General features: G+C 51.2%; 22 protein-coding genes. 3 read left to right on the top strand and 19 right to left on the bottom strand.

The window, feature by feature from the left end; all coding sequences use genetic code 11:
* Window positions 1-227: 227 nt before the first annotated feature.
* The 13 genes from CWM47_RS22870 to CWM47_RS22810 form a co-directional block, all read right to left on the bottom strand.
* On the bottom strand, window positions 228-509 hold the full coding sequence (locus CWM47_RS22870) for an acyl carrier protein (RefSeq protein WP_157816047.1): 282 nt from the start codon (window positions 507-509) through the stop codon (window positions 228-230).
* Between the two features lie 118 nt (window positions 510-627).
* Complete coding sequence (locus CWM47_RS22865) at window positions 628-1,353, bottom strand: thioesterase II family protein (RefSeq protein ID WP_100990501.1); 726 nt, start codon at window positions 1,351-1,353, stop codon at window positions 628-630.
* 5 nt (window positions 1,354-1,358) lie between these two features.
* On the bottom strand, window positions 1,359-2,018 hold the full coding sequence (locus CWM47_RS22860; RefSeq protein WP_100990500.1) for a 4'-phosphopantetheinyl transferase family protein: 660 nt from the start codon (window positions 2,016-2,018) through the stop codon (window positions 1,359-1,361).
* Between the two features lie 3 nt (window positions 2,019-2,021).
* Window positions 2,022-3,512, bottom strand: coding sequence for a class I adenylate-forming enzyme family protein (locus CWM47_RS22855; protein WP_100990499.1), 1,491 nt, complete (start codon window positions 3,510-3,512; stop codon window positions 2,022-2,024).
* Window positions 3,513-3,552: 40 nt separating this feature from the next.
* Window positions 3,553-3,954: a DUF2141 domain-containing protein gene (locus tag CWM47_RS22850; protein ID WP_100990498.1), complete on the bottom strand. Its 402-nt coding sequence runs from the start codon at window positions 3,952-3,954 to the stop codon at window positions 3,553-3,555.
* Between the two features lie 43 nt (window positions 3,955-3,997).
* Window positions 3,998-5,266, bottom strand: a complete 1,269-nt coding sequence (locus tag CWM47_RS22845; RefSeq protein WP_100990497.1) for a lysophospholipid acyltransferase family protein — start codon at window positions 5,264-5,266, stop codon at window positions 3,998-4,000.
* Between the two features lie 47 nt (window positions 5,267-5,313).
* Complete coding sequence (locus CWM47_RS22840) at window positions 5,314-6,564, bottom strand: beta-ketoacyl synthase N-terminal-like domain-containing protein (protein WP_100990496.1); 1,251 nt, start codon at window positions 6,562-6,564, stop codon at window positions 5,314-5,316.
* Window positions 6,565-6,578: 14 nt separating this feature from the next.
* On the bottom strand, window positions 6,579-7,043 hold the full coding sequence (locus tag CWM47_RS22835; protein ID WP_100990495.1) for a 3-hydroxyacyl-ACP dehydratase FabZ family protein: 465 nt from the start codon (window positions 7,041-7,043) through the stop codon (window positions 6,579-6,581).
* Window positions 7,037-8,266: a beta-ketoacyl-[acyl-carrier-protein] synthase family protein gene (locus CWM47_RS22830; RefSeq protein WP_100990494.1), complete on the bottom strand. Its 1,230-nt coding sequence runs from the start codon at window positions 8,264-8,266 to the stop codon at window positions 7,037-7,039. Before CWM47_RS22830 ends, CWM47_RS22835 begins: the two co-directional genes overlap by 7 nt.
* Before the next feature lie 45 nt (window positions 8,267-8,311).
* Window positions 8,312-9,058: a 3-oxoacyl-ACP reductase family protein gene (locus CWM47_RS22825; RefSeq protein WP_100990493.1), complete on the bottom strand. Its 747-nt coding sequence runs from the start codon at window positions 9,056-9,058 to the stop codon at window positions 8,312-8,314.
* A 26-nt stretch (window positions 9,059-9,084) separates the two neighbouring features.
* Entirely contained in the window at window positions 9,085-9,759 is a 675-nt protein-coding gene (locus CWM47_RS22820; RefSeq protein ID WP_100990492.1) for a tetratricopeptide repeat protein, read from the bottom strand.
* A 110-nt stretch (window positions 9,760-9,869) separates the two neighbouring features.
* On the bottom strand, window positions 9,870-10,541 hold the full coding sequence (locus CWM47_RS22815; RefSeq protein ID WP_100990491.1) for a tetratricopeptide repeat protein: 672 nt from the start codon (window positions 10,539-10,541) through the stop codon (window positions 9,870-9,872).
* Between the two features lie 138 nt (window positions 10,542-10,679).
* Window positions 10,680-10,928, bottom strand: a complete 249-nt coding sequence (locus CWM47_RS22810) for a helix-turn-helix domain-containing protein (RefSeq protein WP_100990490.1) — start codon at window positions 10,926-10,928, stop codon at window positions 10,680-10,682.
* Window positions 10,929-11,704: 776 nt separating this feature from the next.
* Here CWM47_RS22810 and CWM47_RS22805 point away from each other — a divergent pair.
* Window positions 11,705-12,952 (top strand): DUF418 domain-containing protein, encoded by a 1,248-nt coding sequence (locus tag CWM47_RS22805; RefSeq protein WP_100990489.1) that lies wholly within the window; start codon window positions 11,705-11,707, stop codon window positions 12,950-12,952.
* Between the two features lie 193 nt (window positions 12,953-13,145).
* Here the strand turns inward: CWM47_RS22805 and CWM47_RS22800 are convergent, their stop codons facing one another.
* The 4 genes from CWM47_RS22800 to CWM47_RS39355 all read right to left on the bottom strand — a co-directional run bounded on the left by CWM47_RS22800 (window position 13,146) and on the right by CWM47_RS39355 (window position 19,363).
* Window positions 13,146-14,486: an MFS transporter gene (locus CWM47_RS22800; protein ID WP_100990488.1), complete on the bottom strand. Its 1,341-nt coding sequence runs from the start codon at window positions 14,484-14,486 to the stop codon at window positions 13,146-13,148.
* Between the two features lie 110 nt (window positions 14,487-14,596).
* A complete protein-coding gene (locus CWM47_RS22795; protein ID WP_100990487.1) occupies window positions 14,597-16,024 on the bottom strand; it encodes a SusD/RagB family nutrient-binding outer membrane lipoprotein in 1,428 nt (475 codons plus the stop codon).
* Between the two features lie 36 nt (window positions 16,025-16,060).
* On the bottom strand, window positions 16,061-18,043 hold the full coding sequence (locus CWM47_RS39360) for a TonB-dependent receptor domain-containing protein (protein WP_240625405.1): 1,983 nt from the start codon (window positions 18,041-18,043) through the stop codon (window positions 16,061-16,063).
* Window positions 18,044-18,121: 78 nt separating this feature from the next.
* Window positions 18,122-19,363, bottom strand: coding sequence for a TonB-dependent receptor plug domain-containing protein (locus CWM47_RS39355; protein WP_240625404.1), 1,242 nt, complete (start codon window positions 19,361-19,363; stop codon window positions 18,122-18,124).
* Window positions 19,364-20,126: 763 nt separating this feature from the next.
* On the opposite strand from CWM47_RS39355, the gene CWM47_RS22780 reads away from it, so the two are divergent.
* Window positions 20,127-20,456: a hypothetical protein gene (locus CWM47_RS22780; protein ID WP_100990485.1), complete on the top strand. Its 330-nt coding sequence runs from the start codon at window positions 20,127-20,129 to the stop codon at window positions 20,454-20,456.
* Window positions 20,457-20,638: 182 nt separating this feature from the next.
* On the opposite strand, the gene CWM47_RS22775 is transcribed toward CWM47_RS22780, so the two are convergent.
* Both CWM47_RS22775 and CWM47_RS22770 read right to left on the bottom strand, forming a co-directional pair.
* On the bottom strand, window positions 20,639-21,052 hold the full coding sequence (locus CWM47_RS22775) for a hypothetical protein (protein ID WP_100990484.1): 414 nt from the start codon (window positions 21,050-21,052) through the stop codon (window positions 20,639-20,641).
* A 446-nt stretch (window positions 21,053-21,498) separates the two neighbouring features.
* Complete coding sequence (locus tag CWM47_RS22770; RefSeq protein WP_100990483.1) at window positions 21,499-22,542, bottom strand: hypothetical protein; 1,044 nt, start codon at window positions 22,540-22,542, stop codon at window positions 21,499-21,501.
* Between the two features lie 219 nt (window positions 22,543-22,761).
* On the opposite strand from CWM47_RS22770, the gene CWM47_RS22765 reads away from it, so the two are divergent.
* The gene (locus tag CWM47_RS22765) at window positions 22,762-25,110 is read left to right on the top strand and encodes a TonB-dependent receptor (protein WP_100990482.1); all 2,349 of its coding nucleotides are present in this window, start codon (window positions 22,762-22,764) and stop codon (window positions 25,108-25,110) included.
* Window positions 25,111-25,233: the final 123 nt, after the last annotated feature.

Raw genomic sequence — 25,233 nt, 5'->3', positions numbered from 1 at the left:
GGCTGAATCAGCAGCGGCAACAGTAGTCTCGAAACGGTCTTCGAGTTCAACAATGGTCAAGGCGTCGTTTGATGGTTGCATGGTTTACCTGGTTTGATTGTGAGAAAAAAGGGAGAATTATGATTAACTAAACGGGAAGGCCGCGATTCTTCCCTACTATGCACAGCAAGTTTAGTTCGGTTGAAGGCTGGCCACCAGAGCAGCCAGCGGGGGTGGACCAGGCTGGTTTAAACCAGCTCGGCCTGGTTCACTTTCGTGAACACGCACTGGCTAAGCGTTTCCAGGTTGAGGAAGGCTTCCTCGCCCAGATCGGATGGCATCAGTCCGAAGGCGTCGGCCAGCTGGGAGGCAATCTCCAGGATGGCCAGCGAGTCCTGAATGAGACCCGGATGCTCATCCGTGCCAAAGAAAGGGGTGTTGTCGTCCAGCTCTACGGTGGCAGCATCCACTTGCAAAACTTGCGTCACAATGACGCGGATCTGGTTTTTGATGGTTTCTAATTCAAACATGGTCGTTTTGTTAAGGATGAAAAAAAAGCGTTTGATGCAGTCTTTGGCGTCATTCAGTAAATCAAAGGTCTCACCTAAATCACTGACAATCAAAAACCTATGGTACTACTTTAGTCCGTCAGGTTATAGTCAGGGGAAGTAAATTCTGACACAGGTCACTGGTCATAATCCGGATCATGGCTTCGGCCTGACTGTCGATGAAAAAGTGCCCGCCCGCCAGGACATGAACCGCTACTGGCTCCTGAAATTCCTCTTGCCAAAGCTGGGCCTGCTCAGGCGTGCAGGTGTCGGCACTACCCACAAAAACGGTGGCTGGCATGGGCAGCTTGTCCGGGCTGATTGATACGTACTGGTAACTGTCCAGGGCGGCCATATCGGCCCGCAGCACCTGCTCGTAGCGATCAAATTGTTTGGGATTGCGCAGGAGCAGCGACAGATCACCGTCCATTCTCTGCAATTCCGCCACCATCTCGTCCCGGCTCATTTGTAGGGCATGCCGCTGGCGTTCGGGAATGCAGGCCCCGCTCCTACCGGACAAAAACAGGTGTTGAGGCAGCGGTTGTTGCTCCCGCATCAACTCCACCGTTACCAGATAGGCCACTAAACTACCCATACTATGTCCGTAAAAAGCGAAGGACGTTTTGGGGCGGGCCAAAATCTGGGTCTTCAGGTCGGTCACAATGTCGGTCAGCACCGTCATGGGCGGCTCAAACAACCGCCGGCCCCGCCCCGCATAATCGAGCGGTATCCACCGTAGCCAGTCGGGAGAGGTTTGCACCAACGGGTGATAGGAGTAGCGGCTACCGGCGGCAAACGGAAAACTATATACGAATAGAGGTTCCATGATAATCAGTAAGGATATAACACCCGTTCGACGGCAATCTGAATTGGAGCCAGAGGCAGTGAATCAGGCGACGGGACGGCCAGGCAACAGATGTATCCCTGGCGAATAAACTGCGGAATCAGCTCCAGCGTCATCTGTGGACACGTCACCCGTTGGGGTTCGCTGAAGCGAAACTGGCTGAACGAAACCCCTAAGTCGCTGCCAACGGCCTTGTAAGCTGCTTCTTTCTGAGACCAAAGCGCCAGCCGGTCGGCCGACCCTACTTTCTGCCGTTCATCGGTGACGATGAATAGCCCTTCGCTGTCGGGTGGTACGGGCAGCCACTCCTGCACATCGACGCCAACCGGCATATCGGCTGAAAGCACACAAACGGCTACTTGTTTAGAGTGCGACAGACTAAAGTGGACAGGCAGATCGGCCAAGTAGGGCTTGCCGCTGGGGTGATAGGAGAAATCAGCTAGATCGCCCCCAACCCGCCACCGCAGTTGCTGTAATCCAAAGAACAACAGTCGTTTAGCGAGGAGTGACATATTTTGCTGCTGAAGCGTCCGATACCGCTTCCACCGCTGTTGCACGCGAACAGACAGGTGCAGATCATCTTCGGGTACCGGCGGGAGGTATGGGTCGTGTTCCGCCCAATAGACGTACAGGGTTCGGGATGGCATAAGTTATTTTTCATTGAGCAATGTGTTGGATTGAATTAGCTTAAGGGTAAACGTCGTGTCAGCTTCCGGCCCGAAGACCGTTCGTAAGTGCTGCTGTACCGAGGGTAGATCAACCTCGTAGTTCCGCATCGCTACCACGCTCACAATCACTTGATCATCAATGGACTGAAGCGATATTTTCAGGAAGGCAAACCGAGCATAGAGTACACCCTCTACCTCCCGAAACCAGTACTGTCGGGAGCCGATAACGAACTGGTCTCCCTGGCGACCGAGGATAAATAAATGGCCTTCCTCATCGACAAAACCAATGTCTCTGGTGATGACCGCCTGGCCGGGTCGAATGGTATCCCGGTTGGGCGCGTTGAAGTACCCCAGCGTAACTGACGGACTCCGGATGCAGATCGTTCCTGGCTGGTAAGGTGACACCAGTTGCCCGGCACTGTCCAGCACATCAATGTGCACGCCATCGTTGGGTTTCCCCACTGACTCGACCGTAACGGCTTCCAGATCGGTAATCAAGTTGGTCGCCACCCGTGGGCCAGCTTCGGCCAGTCCGTAGGTTTTAATAATCGGACAGCCGAAGAGTTCCATCGCCTTTTTGACCGAGGTACTCTCGATCCGGTTGCCTCCCACCGCCACAAACCGCAGCGACGAAAAATCGCCTTTGAACTGGTTCTGGCTGCGCAGATAGTTCACCTGCCGAATCATTGGGGGCACCGTGAACAGGTTGGTTACCTTGTACTTGCTGACGGCCTGTGTCAGACTCGGCAGGAAAAACAAGCTGTCCAGCAGCAGGACCGTAGCCCCCACATACAGGTGGCTCAACAACTGCCCCACCAGCCCGTAAGCATACCCGATGGGCAACCCGATAGCGGTCACATCGTCGGAACACAGTTGCAGGGCGCGCACATTGGCCTGGATGTTGGCCAGTGTGCCGTGGTGGGTTAGCTGCACTACTTTAGCCTGGCCGCTGCTGCCCGAACTGGTCACCAGCAGCGCGGTGTTGGTTAATGGGTCCAGTGAAGCATACGGATTCTGGTAGCAGTCAAACTGCTCATTGAAGGCATTCTGGTCAAAGTAGGGCAGTTCTTTAAAGTATCGCCGGGCGGCACTATTCGACTTCGATACCAGGAAGTGCCTGACATTGAGCGCACTCAAATCGCCCAGAACATCCAGTTTATAGTTGATCACGAAGGGTACAGCTCCATGCTGCAACGCAGCGAGGAAAGCCACACAGAGGGCCAGACTATTGGGCGAGCAGAGGGCCACTACTTCGCCGGGCCCAATCTGCTGCCTGCGAAAACTGGCCTGAACCTGATCTACCCGTTGCCACAACTCCGCGTAGGACACCGATTGATTATGCTCAATAAACGCCGTATCCTCAGGATGCAGTTGGTTTCGATACCGTAATAGTTCGGCCAGACGGTCGGGAGGAGAAAGGAGCGCCGGTTTTGACCGGACACTCTGGGGCAGAGTAGTCAGACTGGAAGCCATATAATTCAGAAGGAAAAAGAACCAGAAAAGACCACCCTGCTTAATTGACGCGGAGGGCGATGGTTTTGTCGGTGGTGAATTGGAACAACATATCTTCAAACTTGGGGGGACCCATGCTCGCTTTTACGTTGTTGGAGCAGCCCCACTCCTCTTTGGGTATGCCGAACATGCCCCGGTCGAGTTCCCGATTGTTGTTCACGTCGTGAAAAAACCGAACCGCATACGTGCCTTCCGGTACATTCTGAAATACAACCGTGGCATCTTTGGTATTCAACGGTACCGCCTGACGCTGCACCTGCTTCTGGTCAGGGGCTTGCAACGCAATAAAGATGGTGCCGGAGGGGGCTTTAAACTCACCCAGTTTCACGGTCAACGTGTAGGTCTGAGCCTTCGCGGTCAGTGTAGCGGCCAGCAGAGCAGCCGAAAATAAGACAGTTTTCATAAAAAAACGAGTTTGATTGGTACGTGAGAAATTCATGTTAAAATCAGCAATGAGGCTCCAACTCCACTAACGGTTGTTTGTATACGTCGAAAGAAGAAGCTTCATGGTAATAGATCAGCGAGCGGAGTTGGTAAAATCGATTGATAACCGAAGCGGGTTGCTGACTGAGCATGTCCGTCATGGACTGGCCCAGGTAAACGTTAGTCGAGAGATCACTCAGCCAGTTATAAACTGAGCTAGTCAGTGGGTAAGCCAGGTAGGTCAGTTTGTCAAACAGGTAGCCATCTGATTCCAACTTGAAGAGGCCGAAGCGATGGTTATCGAAGAACAGTTTTGCCACTGGATTAATGGGCTCTTCCCGGGCAGGAAGGGCCTGGGCAACCAGGGCGTCGGTGTCCAGAAATTTGTGGACATAGAACCAGTTTTCCCACTGATCGACGTATTGCCCGACCCGGTCGGCCAGTACCTGATACATCACGCTGGTCGCATGGCGGACGTACTCATCCTGGGGCATGGCCAGCAGGCCCGGCGTAATGGCGGGTGAACAATGGTAGTGTGGAATGGGTATGCCGTCGATGTGTACGTAATACGACGTTACGGGAATGATGGGCACTTTAAACGCGTGCGACAGAGTAGCCACGCCCGTTCGGGAGAAGATGGTCTGGTTTAGAAACGGCACCCGCAACTGGCGCGAATCCCGGTGATGGGCTCCCCCAATCCCCGTATTTCCATCCAGCAAAATCAGTATGGATCGACCCGATGCCAGCGACATGGCCATTTGCTTTCCAATATCAGTACTTTCCGCATTGAGGAGCTGAATCGTAAGCTCTGTTCCTTTAAACGAATTGATTTCCCGGGCAATACGGTCTATTGTGTCCCGCTGCGTGTCGTAAAACACGCGGGTAGTCACCACAGACAGGGAGTAGCCTGCGTTGGCCAGCAGGGCCATCACCGATTGATAGCCGCCCATATGAAACGAGCAGAAAATGCGGGCGGTTCGCCCGGCCTGCGGGTCCAGAAAGGCGGTGTCGCCCTCAACCCGCATGTCATCCATCGAGCCCACATTGACATCTGCCGGATAAGACTTACTCAGCAGGTGATAAATTAAAATTTGGCGGTAGATAGCCTCGTAATCTGACGCATGAATGTGCGGCATAAAATGCGCCAGATTGGCGGCCAGAAACTGAAAATCTTTCCGTTGCCCGGCTTGCATTTTCATGTTTTCGCGGATCGTTACCGCTTCTGTAGCAGCCTGATACGCAGCTCGAACAGTTTTTCGATAGGGGGTAATGAGTTCAGTTGAGGAGATCATGGCAGAAGGGAATAGAAAGGTTAAACAGGTAGGCTGATGCGTTGACCCTAGTTCGTTGAAGGCCGCAGTGCCATCGTAACGGTATTGCCGCCTACGTGCAGGGAGTTGACCAATGCATAGTCGGTGGAAGCGAATTGGTGATCGGCGGTGTGAGCCGAGGCCAATCCGGCCAATCCGAGCTGTTCCGGCTCATAGAGCGTACCCGCCACCTTGTTATGAAACAGGCAGAGCGCACCCGTTAGTAACGATAGCATAGGAGACGCACTGAGTGTCTCGCCCGTATGGGCTTTGACGTTGGTGTAACGCGGTAAAGCCTCTTCCGTTGGCCATAGTGTCTTCATCGCGGAAGTTTCGTAGGAGCGGATGTGTTTGGGCAATCCCCCGCCCCCTACTACCAGCGCTACGGCTGCGGGGTCAATATGGGCCTGTTCGCACAAATCCTGAACGTGTTCAACCAGGTCGGAAGCACTTCGTTCGTAGATAAAATCCTGGTAGGCAGTGTCGCGGGAGATGTGGTAATCAACCAGTTCTGCCAGTATAGTGGCTCCCCGCTGGCGGGCATGTTCGGCAGATTCGAGCACAACGAAAGCCGCTGCTTCGCCAAAGACGATCACTCCATCATCGTCGGCTACCGCTTCGGCCAATGATCGGGACCGACCGTCAATCTGCGCAGAGGGAACATAACCGCGCCTACAGTTGGCCAGCAGATACGCTTCCCGCATCTCATCGAAGCCACCGCAAATGACCACATCGGCCTTGCCCTCCCTGATCAGGTCATAGCCATAGCAGGCGCTGTTTTCGCCGAGCAGAATGGAACTGGGACCACGTAGTTTAAATGCCCGTGCCACATCGCCGAGAGCGCAGTTGGTCGTGGTTTTGGTAAACACAAAGGGACTTACTTTGGCCGGGCCATCCTGAAATAACTTGGTCAGGAATGTTTCGGTGGCCTGGTTAGCACTTAGACTTGTATCCAGAATAAGACCCAGTCGCTCAGGAACCAGCGTTGTCAGGTCAAGTTGTGCATTCTGGATCGCTAACTGACAGCCCACCATAGCTAGCTGCGAATATTTGAGCGGATAAGGAGGCTTCAGGTTATCCACAAATGACCCTACTTCAAATGGAGCCGACGGGCTATAAAAGATGGCCTCATCGGTGGCCAGATCCGGGACATTCCAGTCGTTCTTGACAACGACCCCCGACTCGTTGGCCAGCACACCCTGCCAGAACGCATCCAGCCCGATGCCTAGTCCTGAAATGACTCCTCCTCCCGTGATAACTACCTGACTGGTTGTGCGCATGATCGTATAACAGATTAAGGGTTAATTAATACAGTGACGGTGCCGCGAGCGGCTGTACGCCCTCGCCCGGCAATATCTACCCGTGCGTTGAACACGGAAAAATTGAGCAGTTTGTGGCTAAAAACGGCTGTAATCAGCAGGTGGTCGTTGGGTAGCACGGGCTCGTTGAAGGTAAGCGTGTCGATCTTGATTGCACGACCCGATTTGATCTGTCTTACTTCCCCGGCTTGAGCGTTCTGTAATCCTTCCAGTCTGCCAAAGAGCCCACAGGTCTGGAACATCATTTCTACCAGAATCACCCCCGGCAGTATCGGCTCGCCGGGAAAGTGGCCCTCAAAGAAGATAGTCTCCGGGTGGACAAAAGTGGCCGCCGTTACCGACTCGCCGGGCGTATAGGTCTGAATCGTGTCCAGAAGCAACATCGGGTGCCGGTGCGGCAGCAATTCGGCCGGGTGCGGCAGGGCGGTAGTGGTTAGCATAGCGTTTCGGCAGTGAAGCGTTTGAGGGCAATGGAAGCCATACAGCCGCCAAAACCAAATGAATTAGACAAGGCGCCGTCGTAGGACTGTTCGATGGCCTGATCGCCAACAATCCGAATCTGCTCGTCTTCATCAGCCATGTTGGTGACGATATTACAGGAAGGCGGCATAAAGTTGTGGTACATGCCTAGGGTGGTGGCAATAAACTCCAGGCTGCCAGCCGCCCCCAAGGTATGGCCCACCATTGACTTGGTAGAACTGACATGAACGCTTCGGTCGCCAATGAGCCGACGAATGCCGTTGAGTTCCATACTGTCGTTGACAGCTGTGGCCGTACCGTGGGCGTTGATATACGTGATCTCGGCGGGGTCCATATCGCCATGTTCCAGGGCCTGCTGCATGGTCAGGAAAGCCGTACTGCCGTCCGGGTTAGGTGCGGTAGGGTGATAGGCTTCGTTGTTGGCCGAGTAGCCTTTCACTTCGCAGTAAATGGTTGCTCCCCGTTGCTGGGCGTGACTTAGACTCTCCAGGACTACAAACGCACTGGCATCGCCTAACGTCAGGCCGTCGCGGTGCCGGTCGAAGGGCTGGCAGAGTGTCTTGGACAATGATTTGAGGGAGTTGAAACCGGCAAAACTCAACTCGGTGAAGATATCGATACCCCCAGTGACAGCTACGTCGATTCGCCCGTTTCGGATGAAGTCGAACCCTCGCCCGATGGAGTTGGTACCGGCCGCACAGGCCGTTGAGATCGTTGAGCAGGGCCCCTGAAAATCGAAGTGTTTCATAAGCGCCCCCGTTATGTTCGGGGTCGATGCCCGGAACAGCAACTCGTAATCTGCCGGCTGTACATCACCCGCCAGGCGCTTTCTGGTGAACTTGACGAATGGGTAAGATCCGCCGATGGTAGTAGCCATGAACAAGCCTATGCGCCGACGATTCAGCCCGGTGGCAGGCAGTCCTGAATCGGTCAGGGCCTCACTGATTACCCTGGTAGCCAGGCTGCTGAGCACCCGATCATCTTCCTGGCTGGCTTCCTCAAACCACTCCTGCTTGATAACGCAGGCCTTTTTGGTCGCGTAGTAAGCGTTTTCGGTCGAAAAGCGGTCTGCCGAAATGGGTTTCAGACCCAGCTGCCCCTGGTAGAGGTTATCTCGAAATTCATCCTTGGTACGACCGATTGAGCAGCAAATGCCGATGCCGGTCACGACAACACGTTCCATAATTTTTCAGTATTGATAGAAATAAATTGGTTAGACTGGTTTCACTCAGGAAATGGCCAGTCCACCGTCGATGGTCAGTTCCTGGCCAACCATATAATTTGGCGCGTCGCACAGCAGATAGGCGACCAAATTGGCTACTTCTTCTACGTTCCCTTTACGCTTCATGGGCATATTCGTCAGGCGACTGGCTACATACTCATCCGGAACATCGGCGGTCATATCGGTTTCAATTAGCCCCGGAGACACGCAGTTGACACTGATCCCGAACCGCGTCACTTCTTTAGCCAGCGTTTTTGAAAAGGTCACAATCGCTGATTTGGATGCCGAGTAAGCCGACTGGCCAGCATTACCTTTTTGGCCCGATATAGAGGTCATGTTGATAATCCGGCCCCTGCGCTGGGCGATAAACAGGGGGAGCATGATGCGGCAGGTGTTGGTCACGCTGCCGACGTTGGTCCGCATTACGTTCCACCAATTATCATCGTTGCCCATCAAAAACGGCTTGCCGTCGCCCAGAATTCCCGCGTTATTGACGAGCCCACTCAGCCGACCGTGTTCTTTACGAAACCGGGCTGCCAGTGCCTGTACCTGTTTTAGGTCGCTCATATCGCACTGATACCCGTAGGCCCGTCCACCGTTCAATGCGTCAATTTCAGCGATCAGCGACAGGGCCTTATCGGCGCTGCTGAGGTAGGTGAATAATACGGTGCAACCCCGCTCGGCTAAAGTCAGACAAATGGAGCGGCCAATACCCCGTGAACCGCCCGTAACTAATATAATTTGCTCATTCATGATCTTGGAGGGTGAAAAGGGTTGAATTAATTTGACTTGGTACTCGCCTGCAACTGACTCCGGCAGGCCGATACCATTCCTATTGTTGTCTTGTAGCCCCAATGCACCTCAATAGTTGACTGGCTCTCCTGCCGGGCTTCGAACAGGGTGAGGGTTTTCTCAAAATAACGCAGAGCCTTTTCTTTGCTGCCGCCAAACATTTCGGGTGTGTTGTATGCCTGCTGGCCGAGCAGAAAGTAGACGCGGGGGTTGGCCGGGTCGTGGTACTGGGCGGTTTCCAGGGCTTCCTGAGCCTCCATCAGCCCTGACATTCCCCGTGCGGCCTGATTGACTTTAATGCGCGACAGCGCTATCAGGCCGCGTAAGCAATACACCTCCGATTTATTGGGGGCCAGCTTGTCGGCCTGGTCCAAATACTGAGTAGCCTGATCGCATAGGAAGTCCACCTTGCTCACGTCGGGTTTATCCAACGACTCCCGGGTCATGCAGTAGGCTGCGTAATAGAATGGCAGCCAGTTCGTCTTTTCGGTCCTGGCAATCCGCTCGAAGTCGGAGGCCATAGTGAGGTTATCCAGTTGACCCCTCGTCGTGTCAATCCGAATGACGAGCTGACTCATGGTGGTCTGGTACTGATCCTGGGCCTTTACACTGGTCACGGCCAGAATCAGGCAAAGGGTGGGAATAAGTGTCTGTGGTTTCATGCGATTATCGCGTTTTGAGGAGGTTTTATCAGCCATTTGCCAACGAGGTTCCAATAGCCGGGCAAGTAGGGCCCGGAAGCGTAAAAAAGCTGTGTGTAGTGTGATTGGGCTTAATTTGCCTTCGTAACGGTGTTGAGATACTTGCGGCAGATTGCTATCATCGGCACCGTTGTTCTGGTTCCCCAATGTACGTCAATGGTTGACTCACGGTCTTTCTGGGATTCAAGCAGACTGAGCGCTTTCTCGAAATACTGTAGCGCTTTCTCTTTGCTACCCCCAAACGCTTCAGGTGTATTGAAGGCCTGCTGGCCGAGCATATGATACACGCGGGGGTTGGTCGGGTCAAGTTTGTTGGCGGTCTCCAGGGCCTGTTGAGCCTCCATCAGCCCCGCCATACCCCGTGCGGTCTGATTGACCTTGATGCGTGCCAGCGCAATCAGGCTTCGCAGGCAATACACCTCCGAGTTATTAGGGGCGAGCTTATCGGTCTGATCCAGATATTGCGTAGCCTGATCGCATAGCGGGTCTATTTGACCGAGGTTCGTTTGCTTTAGCGATTCCAGGGTTGTAAAAAGCGACGCGTAATAGAATGGCAGCCACTTCGTCTTTTCGGTTTCGGCAATGCGTCCGAAGCTGTTGGCTAATTTGAGATTATCGATAGACTTCGCCGTATCGCTGTAGGTGACAAGCTGACTCATAGCGGCCTGGTACTGATCTTGAGCCTTTACACTGGTCACGGCCAGAATCAGGGTCAGGGAAAGGATAGGAATAAGCGGCTTCATGTATTTATCGTGTTTTAAGGATGTGTAGTGACGAATTATTCGCTGATTTTCAATGACTTGACAAATTTGATCAATGCGTTTGCTTTGAACAACAACCTGCCTTTCTAGTGTAGTCGGTATGGTTATATACCGTTCTGCCTAGTTGGGCAAATTGGTTTTGCGAACCACGTTCACGACCAGGTCCTGCCAGGTGAGGCTGATCAAGTCGATGAGCGGCACGTTGTAGAGCTGTGAAACCTGTTGCAGGCCCATCAGAGACAATTCGGTTTTGCCGGTTTCTTTTTTACTATAGGCGGCCTGACTGATCCCCATCTGATACGCCACGTACTCTTGTGGATAGCCGTACACCTCACGTAGTTTGCGGATTTTGATTGCGAAAGCGTCCATATTACTTGAGTTTTGTGTGTTTATTCGTGATTGATAGTACAAAGGAATGTCGGCTTACCCGGCTCCGAAAATTATTTCGACCAATCCCCGGTGGCCTTCGACCAATGCGCTTCTTTCACCGTCAGGTGCATTTATTCAGTCATTGACAGCCGATTCTATCGACCAATGCCATTCATCGACAGAAACAGAGAAGCTAACCGCACCGGCTCGACAAATACCTGTGTTGTTTTACCATTTCGTACGGCACCGCCCGGAGTAAGTAGTCACGCAGAATCAAAGTACATTTCATTCTGCGTGACTAACTGATCGAAACAGAGGCTATACTCTTTGCCAAACGAGAGAATTATGGCAAAAACCGCCTTCTATAATCGACGCCAGAAACTATATAAGACAACGAAAACTGGTTTTGAATGAGCTTTACCTTACGACTCCAACGTAAGCTTTGACAAGCTCGTCGGGACTCATGCTCAGGATGGTTTTTAATGGCTTCACGCAAGGTGAGTCGCTCGGACTCAGACAGAGTGATACAGCGTTTTTGGCGGCTCGTACCGCAGGAAAGTAAAATGTAAGTTAGATTTGATTAGGTACTTTTGTTGAAAGTCCAGTCTGAAAAGACAGGATAGTCGCTCACATTTGTAAGTTATTTACGAATAAGTTCGACAAAACGCATCTTATAATAATATATCACTGAGTAAATCAACAGGCATACGAGATGGTGGCGTTATCTATTAGATTTCCCGTCTTACTTCGATTGGTGATATTCTCAAAAAGATTTTATGCAAAATCCCAGTTCCAAAGTTCAAGAACCTGTACAACCTAAATCCGAGCGCCTTCAACTAGTCGATGCCTTACGAGGAATTGCATTATTAGGTATTTTGATAACCCATTGTAGCCAGTACTTTTCGCCAATAAGGCTGCCCAGTGATTTTTATCAAATCCATGCCGCCAGTGTGGTTGATAGGTTTATAGTTGATAAGATGGCTCTCCTGTTTGAGAATAAATTCTATACTATATTTTCATTCTTATTTGGCTTAAGTTTCACGCTGATTCTCAGCCGCTCGCTTGAAAAACCTGCTGCTTTTAAGAAAATTTTCGCCCGTAGGCTGTTTATTCTAGGTATCATTGGCTTACTGCACTATCTGCACTGGCGGGGTGATATCCTGCTAATCTATGCCCTGCTTGGATGGCCATTATTGCTATTTAACCAAACCTCCAATAAGATTATCTTGCTAACAGCTATGTTGCTTGTCCTCAATATCCCAACCAGGCTAATGGACTTATTTTTCTATTGGGATGCTGTCCCTAAATTGATAGAGCTGGAACGACAAGCTGAAATAACGTTGTCGGCGCAGAGGGAAATTTCTAATTTTCGTGTCCTTTTATATGGTAGTTACACGGATACGATCTTAGATAATTTAAAGCATATGAGTGAATCGATCAGCTTTCAGTTTAGTTCTGGTCGGATTTATAAAACCCTGGGATTCTTTTTAGTGGGTTTGTATGCTGGACGGCAACGACTATTTCAACATTTAAAAGCTGATCGGCCATTATGGTGGAAATACACAATTTATTGTGTGCTGGCTTTTTTAGGTACTAAAGTATCGATTATCATTTTCGACCACATGTATGGTTCTGAGCAACAAGCCTCAGCGTTAATTAAATCACTTTATCAACTGGTTTATGACTTGGGTAATGCCTCACAAACTCTCGTTTACATAGGAAGCCTGACACTATTTTTCCAATATCGGCTTGGGCAATGGGTCATACCCATGTTTAGTCCGATTGGTACTATGGCTTTGACTAATTATCTGCTCCAAACGCTATTAGGCTCATTGCTGTTTTTTGGATACGGCTTGGGTCTCCTGGGAGTAGTTGACATGTGGGAAGCAATTTTGTTAAGTGTGCCTATTTTCCTGTTTGAGTTAGGTTTTAGCAAGTATTGGATGAAACATTTTCGCTATGGGCCTGTCGAATGGGTTTGGCGTAGTTTGATCTATGGTAAAGCCCAAGCGATGCGCGTATAATCAGGTAGTCTGTATGAACGAGTACCTTCTACTAGACCAATCTAATTTATCAGCTGGATTTGTTTGGTCATATCAGCAGTACTTATTCTAATGGGCCATCACGCCCGAATTACTATGGCTCCGGCCTCCCGGTTGAGACTTATGCCGGAATGATAAGTATCTGCTCTACATCCTTCCCCTTTTTTAAGGGCGTCTACACTGGCCAGTATACTCCATCCTCGATAGTTTGTTCATCCAGTTCCGTTATTTGCGTTTCCAGCTTACTGATGTTCAGCAACCGCACCACCACCCAGGCAAGGGCGATCAGTCCTACAAAGAATAGCATCGTGAACTGCCAGCCAAAGTTTTCCTTGATCGGCCCAATCAGCGTTGCACCAACCATCGACCCGACAGCCCCAATGGTCATGTAAAACGTGAACTGACTGGCAGAGACCTTCTTCGAGCAGCATTCCATGGCAATCGCGTAAACGCCGATCTTGGCAAAGGCATTTAGCCAGCGATACACAATGATAAAGCCGTGAATGAACACGCTGTCGGTCCAGTAGGGCGTCAGCAGAGCAAGGGCGATGGTGATGCCCATGATGCCGACTAGATACAGGCCAATCATACGCTTTTTTCCAAACCGCTCGATCAACACACCACCCAGCAGAATACCGCTGATACCCCCGATTAAATCGGCGGAAGCAAAGGCCTGTGAATACGATACGTTGGTCCAGCCGGAAACGTTGACAGCAAAAAGTGGCAGCAGCGTTTCGAAGTAGTTGTACGACCCCATTGTAATGAACATGAGCAGGGCCACCAGCAACGAGTTTTTCAGGCGAAACAGGCTATATAGCGATTGCAAAATAGTTGTCCAGCTCGTGATCTGTCTTTTCTGCGCTTCCGGCGATACCGCTCCCGCCGTCCAGGGAAAGATTTTTTCGCCCCGATCTTCCCGAAGTACGGCAGGCACCAGCGTCATCAGGCCAATCAGGAAGGCCAGTGCCAGGGTTGATACCGTAAAATCATACTGGTTCATCAGCCAGCTACCACCGGCCAGCGCCAGTGAACTGCCAATCATTCGGGCACCACCCATAAACCCGTTGGCACGGGCCTGTTGCTCACCAGGAATGGTGTCAACGGCCATACCATCGACAGCCGCATCCTGAATGGCTCCGAACGAAGATACCAGAAAAGCCGCTCCCGCAAAGAGTTTCAGGTTGTTCAACGGGTCAGGCACATACGCCATCACGATCAGGCTTCCCATTAGGCCAAGCTGACCGAAAAGTACCCAGGGTCGTTTGCGGCCCATTGGCAGGTAGGCATAACGGTCCATCAACGGGGCCACCACAAATTTAAAGGTCCAGGGCAGGGCGCAGGCGGCTGCAAACTGACCAATTTCGGTAGGCGTTTTGTTGTTCTGGGCCATCCAGGCCGGAATCCCGACGAACAGAAGTCCCATATTAAGCCCTTCCGCAAAGTACAACGCGGTGAACGCGAAATACCGCCAGAATGCACTTTCCGAAAGAGTGGGTAACGTCGTGCGGGTAGTCATGGAGAGGAAGTTGATTGAGTCATGCAGGGGTATTAAAACGTAATAAAAGGTTGATCGTCAAGACTAATCAAGATCAAAAAATAATAAGGATCATAACAATCCGCGTTCTGTCAAAATACGGCTACTCTCGTAAATTGATCGGGCAACGGTTTAGGTACGTTTAGATTCGTGTTGATTTCGCCCTGCGGGTAAATGAATCGTTGTGGCCGTTGTGAACCAGTGTATAGCGGAATAGGCAACTGTACAACAGGCACCGCTTTCGCCAGCCGTCGGTAGTCGTTAAACGCTTCGTATTGCATTAGAAACAGGATAAACCGCTGACTGATTATTTCGTACAGCAGCGCCGTTTGTACAGTCGCCAGCTTTGTTAAATTCGCTAATCCGGCAGGCCCGAAATCGTCCAGCGTGTAAGCGTCATATTTCCGGCCAGTGCCCGAAATTGTCTTGCCGTTTACGTACCCGTTTGCCAATGCCGACCGGACGGTATTGAGTGCTGCCAGTGCCTTGTCAGATACACCCAATCGGGCCTGTGCTTCGGCCAGGATCAACTGATTTTCGTAGTATGTCAGGATGGGGTGGGGCGAGTTGGCCGTGAACGCACCGTCGGTCGTGTTGGGGTCCAGTGCACCTGTGGCGGTGATACCCACTTTGATATAGTGGTTGTAAATCGCCGTTTCGTCGGTTTTGGTATTGGCCGACCCAATGCGTGACCGCAGGAGTACGGGCAGGTAGGCCCCATCGAAACCCGTATCTCCCGCCCGGTTAACCCGGAAGAAATCGTAATTCTGATTTATATCCACCCCCAGACTCGTGCCGTGCGGAATCAGGGCGTCGCCTGCTGTGCTGTTAATGCCTGAACTGGCGCTGGCAACTGCTTTGGCATACTCGCCGGTATGTAGATACAGCCGGGCTTTTAACGTATTGGCAGCCGCCCGCCATTTTGCCACATCGCCTTTATAAATAAAATCCTGGGTGTTAAAAGCCAGTCCCGACGAGGCCGATAAATTCTGAATGGCGTTGTCGAGGGTGGTATGCAGAGCCGCGTAGACATCGGTTTGTTTGTCAAAGACTGGTGTAGGGTACGCTACGTCGTCGAACGCCTGACTGTAGGGTACGTCGCCGTAGAGATCAGTAACTTTGGCGATGACCAGCGCTTCCAGAACCTGCCCGACGCCCTTCGTCCATTTGTCACCCACGGCATCGGCTTTTGTTTGAATGAGCCGGGCCTGTCCCGCTACCGGGTAGAGCGGACTCCACATAAAACTCTGCGACGAGACAATATACTGCGCAAATCCCTGGTGCGCCCTCGACAGACCATTCAACTCACCCGCCCACATTGACGCAATACGTACGTCGGTATCTTCGTGCAGGAACGAAACGCCAAGGAGCGTACCCGCTAACAGTGTCGATACATCGACATCGGTTACCGCATTCGGATTACTTTGGATGCTGGGTTCGTCGAACAGGCGTCGGCACCCGCTCAACAGATTGATTGCCAGCAGGGTAATGATAACTTTACAGGAAATTGATTTTTTCATGAATGAACGCCGAATGAGGGAATTGATCCGTTGAGGTTAGTACGTGATTTTGACCGAGAACAGCAGCGACTTCGTATTCGGATTGGTGAACCAGTCCTGTCCGCGCGATAGGCCCGCGCCGGTAATGTTGACCTCGGGATCAGTACCGGTATACTTGGTCCACAATACCAGGTTGCGCCCTGTCAGGCTGAAATCGACATTTGAGAGGTGCGTAAACCGAAGGAACCGCCCCGGCGGACCGCCCGAACTACGCAAGCTGTACGTCAACGTAATCTCGCGCAACCGGGTCACACTGGCATCTTCCACAAACTGCTTATAGGACGCCGAGTTGGACGCCGAACCCCGCCCTTGCCACCACGCCTGATTGATAGCCACCGGACCGGCTCCGAAATCCTGAATCCGCCCCTGAAAGGCTGTGCCAGCAGCAATCGTAGTACCGTTGACATCCTTCAACCCACCAGCCGGGGCTACCACCGTGTTGCCCTGATCGGCATGAACGCCAAAATTATAAAGCGACCCACGCGTGCCGTTGAAGAAATCATTCCCTGCTACCCGGTCGAACAGCACGTATAGCGACAGCCCTTTGTACCCAAACGTACTGCCCAGCCCACCCCGCCAAGCAGGGTTTGGGTTACCAATGATTTCGTTGTTGATCCCCGCCTGCGGAAACCCGTTGGCATCCAGGATGTACTTGCCCGACTCGTCCTTGCGAAAATCGGTCGAATAAAAAATGCCGAACGGCTGCCCCGGAATCAGCGACGAATTCTGCATGTAGCTATCGGGCAGGGTGTAAACGGAAGCTCCTGCCAGCGACACGACGTTATTTCGGTTCATCGAATAGTTCGCCGAAATGTTCCATCGAAAGGCCCCCTGTGGAATCAAGTCGGCGCTCGCTTCCAGTTCCACACCTTTGTTTGAAAGTTCAGCTGCGTTAGAGTTACGGATGGTATAGCCGGTTTCATTCGGCACATTCAGCGACAAAATTACGTCGCGGGTGGAGTTGCGGTAGGCGGTTGCCGAGAGGCTGAATCGGTTCTTGAAAAAGCGAAGATCGACGCCAATCTCGGCTTCGGTTTTACGTTCCGGGCGGAGGAAATCGTTGCCCGCTATGCTACTACGGACATAGCCCCCGCCATACAATGCACTCGTTCCCGTCAGGCCCCGCGTAAACATATCGGCGTATCCGGCCGGACTGGAGGTCGTGAAATTGAGGTAAGGTTGCGGTTGAATACCGACCTGCCCCCACGTAAGCCGCAGCTTACCAAAGCTGAGCCACGAACTGTTTTCCAGGGCGCCTGATTTGCTAAACTGCCAGGCCAGCGCTGCCGATGGAAAGAAGAAACTGGGGTCGGTTTTGGCTCCAAATGTCAATGCACTCTCGCTGCGGCCCGTCAAGGTTAGAAAGAGCTGGTTGTATGCCTGCACCTCCGCCTGAGCGTAATAGGCATACGTGCGAATGAGCGAATTGTAATTTCCCGCCGTCAGATTCGAGTTGAGGGCATTGGTCAGAATATCCGGAGCCGTTGGCACGATCAGGTTCGTAATGGCGTCCGACAACGTGGCCCTTCGGCGGCTGTTATAGTTGACACCCACCAGCAGTGATCCGCTGAAGTTGTTGCTTAATGTCTTGTTAGCACTCGCAAAAACGTCGGTGTTGAACTGCTTCTCCGTAATCCAGTTTTTCGAGAGATAGCCGTTGAGTTGCAGGGCGGAATTACGGGCGAAACGTTCCAGACGATTATCGGTGAAGTTATCGATTCCCGTGCGGCCCGTTACGGTCAGCCACGATACGGGCGTAATGTCCAGTTCTACCGTTCCGATCAGCCGGTCGACATCGCTGGTGTTGCGGTTATTGTTGATCGTCCAGATCGGGTTGGAGTAGATAGTGCTTAAATCCTTGCCCAGTGGGTTGCGGTACGACACGTGAGCGTTATTGAACACCTGCCCGGCGGGATTGGTGTACGTGCCTGTATAATAGCTGTTGTCAAAATCGGGCGGGGTACGCAAAGCCCCCAGCATGATGCCGTCGACGTTGTCGCCTTCCTGTGTTCGGGAGGAATAGGTTTTGGTGTAGCCTACATTGGCCGATGCCCGAAACTAGTCGGTAAACTGGCTCGATACGCTCACGCGGGCCGTATTTCGCTGATAATTACTATAGGCTCTGATGACTCCCTGCTGGTTCAGATTGCCGTAGCTAACCAGGAAATTCGACCGGCTATTACCTCCGCTGATGTTGATGCTATTGTCGGTGAAATGACCCGTCTGAAATGCATCGGTCGTATGGTCGTAGGTATCGCGGGAGTTCTTGCCACCGTGCGGATTGGCCAACGTACCCGACGCAATCGCGTACCGCTGGCTACCATCAGGAAACGTTACGAACCCCTGGTAAGCTGCCCCTGTCGGGTCGGTGATGTAGGCGTCAGCGCCACCCGTCCGATCGGCAATCCGATCCCCGAAACTGTTGCGCTGTCCCTGCACATACAGGCCGCCTGAGCCCTGCCCGTAGGTCTGTTGAAGCGCGGGCATCTTGTTGACCCGATCGAATGAAACCGTCGATTTGACCGTAATATTGACTTTTCCGTTGGTGTCGCGTCCTTTTTTTGTCGTGATCACGACAACCCCGTTGGCCGCCCGCGTTCCCCACAGTGCGGCTGCCGATGCCCCTTTCAATACTTCCAGGGTTTCGATGTCTTCGGGGTTGATATCATTGATTCGTGACTGCTGCACGATGCCATTTCCAGCGGCTGTACCGAGATTGTCGCTGGCATTGCTGACCGGCATACCATCGACGATGAACAGGGGCTGAATGTTGCCATTTATAGTATTTTGCCCCCGAATCTGGATGTAGGCTCCCGCGCCGGGATCGCCCCCATTTCGAGTGATGAGCACCCCGGCCGCTTTGCCACTTAACCCTGTCAACAGGCTTGTTTCTCCCGTTTTAGCAATGTTCTTGCCCTCTACGGTGGTGATAGACGAGGCAAACTTATCGCGTTCAGCTTTCGTACCCAGGGCCGTAATAATGACTTCGTTGAGCTGCCGTGTATCGGTCTGGAGTTGAACATCGATCGTTTTGCGTCCACCGATAGGTTCTTCGACGGTCTGCATCCCAACCGCCGAGAAAACCAGCGTGGTAGCCGATGCGGGAACAGTCAGGCGATAAGCCCCATTTGAATCTGTTATCGTACCACTGGTTGTTCCTTTGATAAGTACCGTTGCCCCGGCAAAACCGCCGGTTGCTTCTTCCATACGTACGATGCCAGTGATGTCGCGGCTCTGTGCCCACAGCGACGCATGGGTTGTGAATAATATTAACAGACTTAGCAGTAGTGTTTTATACATATGGTTTCGTTAAAATTAGCGTAAGTGTTGCCCCTGCCCGATTGATCAAACGCCTTCACCATTGACGCCTAACCTGTTCACTGTTTAACGAGCACCTGGTTGCCTATTCCTCAACTTCTTATTGTGAATACTACATTGAGTACAGTTATTTATCCAATTGTCTATGGAGATTGTTTGCTAACTTGATTGGGACTTGAAACAAAATATCAAGCAAAAATTAATCTGTATTTTGGCGTTGCCTATCGCAGTGTTTAGACGGAGGAGAAGGGCTAAGAACAGAGTGCTTTTCTGACTCTTGCCAGCCTCAATGTTCCCTGCACCAAGCGTTGATTCCTTGAACTTCCCAAACAGTTTAAATGATATTGCTAACCTGTGCGGTAGTTTTCGGCAGGGCTGCCTGCGCGGATGAATATTTGAACGCTCACTGGTTCATATTACGGGAAGATGCCAAGGACAAAGTTGAACTATGGAGGCAAGCGTACAGGGAGGTTACCAACATTCCGAAAAATGTTTCAATAGCAAGCAGTATTTCGTTGAATTTAAGTATGTTAAAGAAAAAAATTAGCGGGTAGTGTTTCTCTGAGCGCCATTAGGTAGTAAATTGAAACGAGCGCATACCAACTCACGGAGGAGCCGTGTGCCGCCAAAGTGGCATGAACGGCTTTGAAGACCAGCGAGACCGGAGACAGTCTCGCTGAGTTTAACATACAATAAGCTTATACGTAAAAGGCGGGGCCATATATAAACGCATAAACAACTGACCATGAAAATAGTAGCAACCTTTGTATGCTTGCTGGTTGTAACAGCAAGTTTTGCCCAACAAAATCCAGTGAAGGGAAAAAGCGATTCATTGCAGAATCAGAATATAGATAACATGCCTATCCGTAAAGGGCAAGGGAATGCGTTGGACATACCTACTCGAAATGGGAAGGGGGATGCAATACCTATGCCCAACCGGTCTATGCCAGTTGTCTTAACTTCTGAAGAACAAGTTTCAGTGAGTGTGAAAGCTATGAGCGAGCAAGTAAAGCATTGGTCAGTAGATTCATTGATCCGAGTGATGCCTACTACAACTCTGCCTAAGAAGAACTAACCAGTTATGGACCATCACATTTCTTATGACAGCTACCAGGAAGGTTAAATCGTAATCTCAAAAAAATTTCTTTACATGAAGTCAGAGGCTGTTGCGAAAGTAGATAGGTCACTCCGTGGATCAAGTAGTAGCCCGTATCACTGTCCTTTTAAACTTGGAAAGATCTGCTTGAAAAAAGTCAATTAGCTTATAACTTTTTGATTGATGTACTGGCTTAGCTTTTCAGGAACTGTCGTACCAATCCGGACTTTTCGTTTTTTACCTCTTAAAGTTAATTCAATGGCGCTAAATCCAGATACATTGTAAAGGGTAAAACTTGGACCAACTCGAATACCCCATCCTGACCATACTGAGTTTTTAACAGCTTTAGCATTAGTGATCTGATCAAGTGGAATCTTTCGACGAATTAGACCGATACCAAACTTAAGCGTAACGTCCTGATCTGTTACCTGGACGTCAAGTTTGTAAAATAAGACTAGAATTAGCCCCAGTACAATTAGAGCGGTCTTTGTATCAGTCGTATTAAGCCAAACAACAAGCAAGGCTACAATAGCCAGGATTAACAAAGTTGAAATACCAATCTGCGAGGCTTTCATTGTGGTATGACTGTTTTATAAGTGCTGTTGTGTAAAGTAATTCAAATTGTGAGACAAAAAACTACCTTCTGTCTTACACTGTAAAAATAATTCACGGGCTTAGTAAGCCGAAGTTTCCTGACGCAATTTAGGAAAGCAACAGATTAATTAAACGCCCCTTTTTCTAAGATAACCTGTTTTAAGGGATAATCTTATTTTTATAACTAGTCTACGGTCTCAAATTACCATCGCATTAATCTGCGTCTTTTTTTCAGCTATCTGTTGAAGTAATGATACATATTGATGACTACCAGATGACGCATTTTACGCAGGGCCGTTTGAGCGGGCGGCCGGTGCCGTACGAAATGGCAAAACAACCAATGCCTGAATAATAAATGGCCCGAATAACCAGTAGCCATCGCAAAGGAAGCTACTGATTATTCGGGCCATCGAAGCTGTGTGTACAGCTATCGAGTGGGCTGACTACGGATTGTACGGATGTGCCGCAATAGCCGATCAGACAGATGCAGCTTAGTGTTAACAAACCGGCGAATGAGCAACAGATGCTCAGAACTGACCCATTCCGAATGGGCGGTGAAGTGGTGAAGTCGGCCCAGCAGCAGTAGCTTGAGTTGGTCATATTCCAGCGGGTACTGCTGAATGAGCGTAATGATGCCCGTCAGGAATAGGTGCTGCTGCTCATCGGACTCCGGCTGATAAGCCTGCCACCAGGTTTGGATGGCGGCTTCGGGTGAAGGAATTCGCAGCTTTTTTCGACCAGTCCACAAACTGGATTCGGCTAGTACAACCGGCGGAATCATGGTTTCCAGTTCGTCTGACTTAAGCGAATGAAAAACGAGTTCGTTGATAATGTCCAGCAACTGATTGGTCGCGATTGGCTGAGCCAGTCCCGCCCGCATAGCGCTTGTCCACACACCGGTCAGGTTAGGAGCGCGGCCCGTGAGCAGGTAGTCAATGAGTTCTTTCAATCGGCTGAGGGCCTCCTCATACCGGTGCTGGGCCAGTTCGATTCGGCTCAGGTTAAACTGCTGCTGAATCTGGTGGAGGTGCAATACCGGATACGTAGCCTGCAACTCACTACTGATCGCCACAGAATACTGATTATAGTAGGTGGCCGTTGCAAAATCGCGAATCCGAAAATAATAATAGGCGATCATGGGCGTCAGCATGGCCTCGCCCAACTGCCGAACCGTGGGCGATAGCGGGGGGAACGTGGTTCGCAGCCGCTGTAGCTGCGTAAACCCATTCAACAGGTCGCCTTCTTTCATATGCCGGAAATGCACCATAGCTTCAAACATCAGGCGCTGGAAACGCCGGAACTCCACCGGGCGTTCCGCATCGACCATATCCAGCAGCAATTGCTGAAAAATGGTTTCGTGCATAAGCGGTTTGGCATCCAGCGTCGTACAGGCGCTGCATAATCCATTTAGTTGATTGAAAAAGGCCCGGTAACGGACCGGAGCAGGCGAACAAACGAGTCTGGTAAGCATAGCCGATACGTCATTTTAGCGCGTTTTTTTTAGCAAAAATCCGGGCTTCACCGCGCGTGGGCAACAACGTGAGGTTTTAGTTTATGCAGCCATTACAGGAACACCCTGGGGGCAGGTTATAAACTATAACGGTTCATTATTGCGGCAGACCGGAGGGTGCAATAAGTTTGCTTCACCTAATGCAGGCGTAACTAACAGCTTGTAAACGAGCTACTCATCATGAAAAACGTACTCATCGCGCTGGGACTGATGCTGGTTCAGCTGCCGGGGCACAGCCAGCTTTTGACCCAGACACTGAAAGGCCGCGTAATCGATAACCAGTCGAAAGCTCCGCTGGCCGGAGCAACGGTCGTTGTGCTGAATTCATCGCCCCTGATCGGCACGACTACCGATGAGCATGGCGTTTACCGACTGACCAACGTACCCCTCGGCCGACAGCAGATTCGGTTCACCTATATGGGTTACGGGGAGCAGATTATTCCGAACGTTCTGTTGACGTCGGGTAAGGAGATGGTACTCGATATTGAGGCAGGCGAAGACATCAGTACATTAAAGGAAGTGACGGTGAAAGGAACAGACAACCCCACGAATGCGGCCCTGTCGTACGCAGCCAGTAGCAGCCGCCTGTTCAATGCTGAAGAAACACGCCGGTTTGCGGGTAGCCGCAACGACCCTTCGCGGATGGCGGCCAATTACGCGGGTGTGGTAAGTGCCAACGACGCCCGAAACGACATTATAATCCGGGGCAACTCACCGGCCGGATTACTTTGGCGGCTGGAGGGCGTCGACATTCCCAATCCAAACCATTTTGGCAGCCTGACCGGCACGGGCGGGCCGGTCAGTCAGATCAATAACAATGTACTTGACCGGTCGCTATTTCTAACCGGGGCGTTTCCGGCCATGTATGGCAATGCCACGTCCGGCGTGTTTGATTTACGGTTCCGGAACGGCAACGCTGAAAAGCGTGAATACGTGGGGCAGATTGGCTTCAACGGATTCGAACTGGGGACCGAAGGACCAATCAAAAAAGGGGGGCGGTCGTCCTATCTGATTAATTATCGCTACTCAGCCCCCGCGTTGCTACAGGGTCTCGGCATTAACTTCGGTACCGGCGGAGCCATTCCCTACTACCAGGATTTATCACTAAAACTGAATATTCCCACCAAAAAGGCAGGGCAGTTTACTGTTTTCGGGTTGGCCGGGAGCAGCCATATCACGTTCAAAGGCAGTCTGGCCGATACGACCAATTTCTATACCGACCCATACACGAACGTAACGACGCAGAATCGCTCCGGGGTGCTGGGCGCAACCCACACCTACTTCTGGAATCGGTCGACGTTTACCAAACTGGTTATTGCCTATTCAGGGATTCAGACGGGTATTTTACAGGACAGTCTGAATCAGGCCCGGCAGGCGTTTCCGCAATTCCGTGATCATTCCTGGCAGGGCAAATTGACGGCTCACCTGACGTTCAACAGGAAAATTAATACGCGTAATACCCTGATACTGGGGTTAATAACGAACCAAGTGACCGCACATCTGGTAGATAGTGTATTGGTAACCAATCGCTTCCGCACAATCCGTAATTTTTCGGGGCAGACCCTATTCTATCAGGCCTATGCCCAGTACCAGCACCGATTCGATGAACGGTTAACCCTGAATACCGGCTTTTACACCCAACTGCTGGCGCTGAACAGTCATTATTCATTCGAACCCCGACTGAACATGCGGTATGCCCTAAACCCGACGACAAACCTGACGTTTGGTCTGGGTCGCCACAGTCAGATGCAGCCGCTGGGTCTATATTTAAATCAGGCCGGGAACCCGGCCGAGAATCAACAAACGAACCGGAACCTGGATTTCACTTACAGCGATCAGGTCGTCGTGGGTTATGAGCATCAGCTTCCGGCAAACTGGCGGGTTAAACTGGAGAGCTACTACCAGGCCATCAGCAACGTGCCTGTAGAACGCATCGCTTCGTCGTATTCGTTGCTGAACTCAGGTACGGGCTATGTCGTAACCGACCGAACGAACCTGGTCAACTCCGGTACGGGACGTAACTATGGCGTTGAACTAACGCTGGAACGCACCTATACCAACGGCTACTATTTTCTGGGTACGGCATCCCTGTTCAACAGTCAATACCGGGGCAGCGACGGGATTCTGCGCGCCACGGCCTATGCGGTTAATCACGTAGCTAACCTGCTGGCAGGAAAAGAGTTACGACTTGGAACTCGTAACGTATTAGCGATTGATGTGCGCACAAGCTGGGTGGGGGGAAAACCGTATACACCCATTGACATTGTTGCTTCCAGTCAGCAGCATACAGAGGTCGATAATCCAGCACTGGCCTTTTCCCAACATACGAACCCATATTTCCGGACGGACGTCAAGCTAACCTACCGACGCAACTCGGTCCGGGCTATGCAGGAGTGGTTTATTGATTTCCAGAACATTACCAATGCCAGGAATTTATATGGTTTTCAGTACGACAACCAGCGTAACCGGCTGGTGTCAGTGTACCAGATCGGTTTTTACCCAAATCTGAACTGGCGCATTCATTTTTAGGCGAAAGCCTATGTTAACGCTCAATACCATTTTCCGATACTTAAACCACCACAGCTATGTCTATTGCTGATCAAGTTGCTCTTCTGCACCAGCAGATTGATTTGCTCAATCAAGAGATTCTCC

This window comes from Spirosoma pollinicola (assembly GCF_002831565.1).
GTDB lineage: Bacteria > Bacteroidota > Bacteroidia > Cytophagales > Spirosomataceae > Spirosoma > Spirosoma pollinicola.
This window is presented reverse-complemented; position numbering and strand designations above follow the sequence as displayed.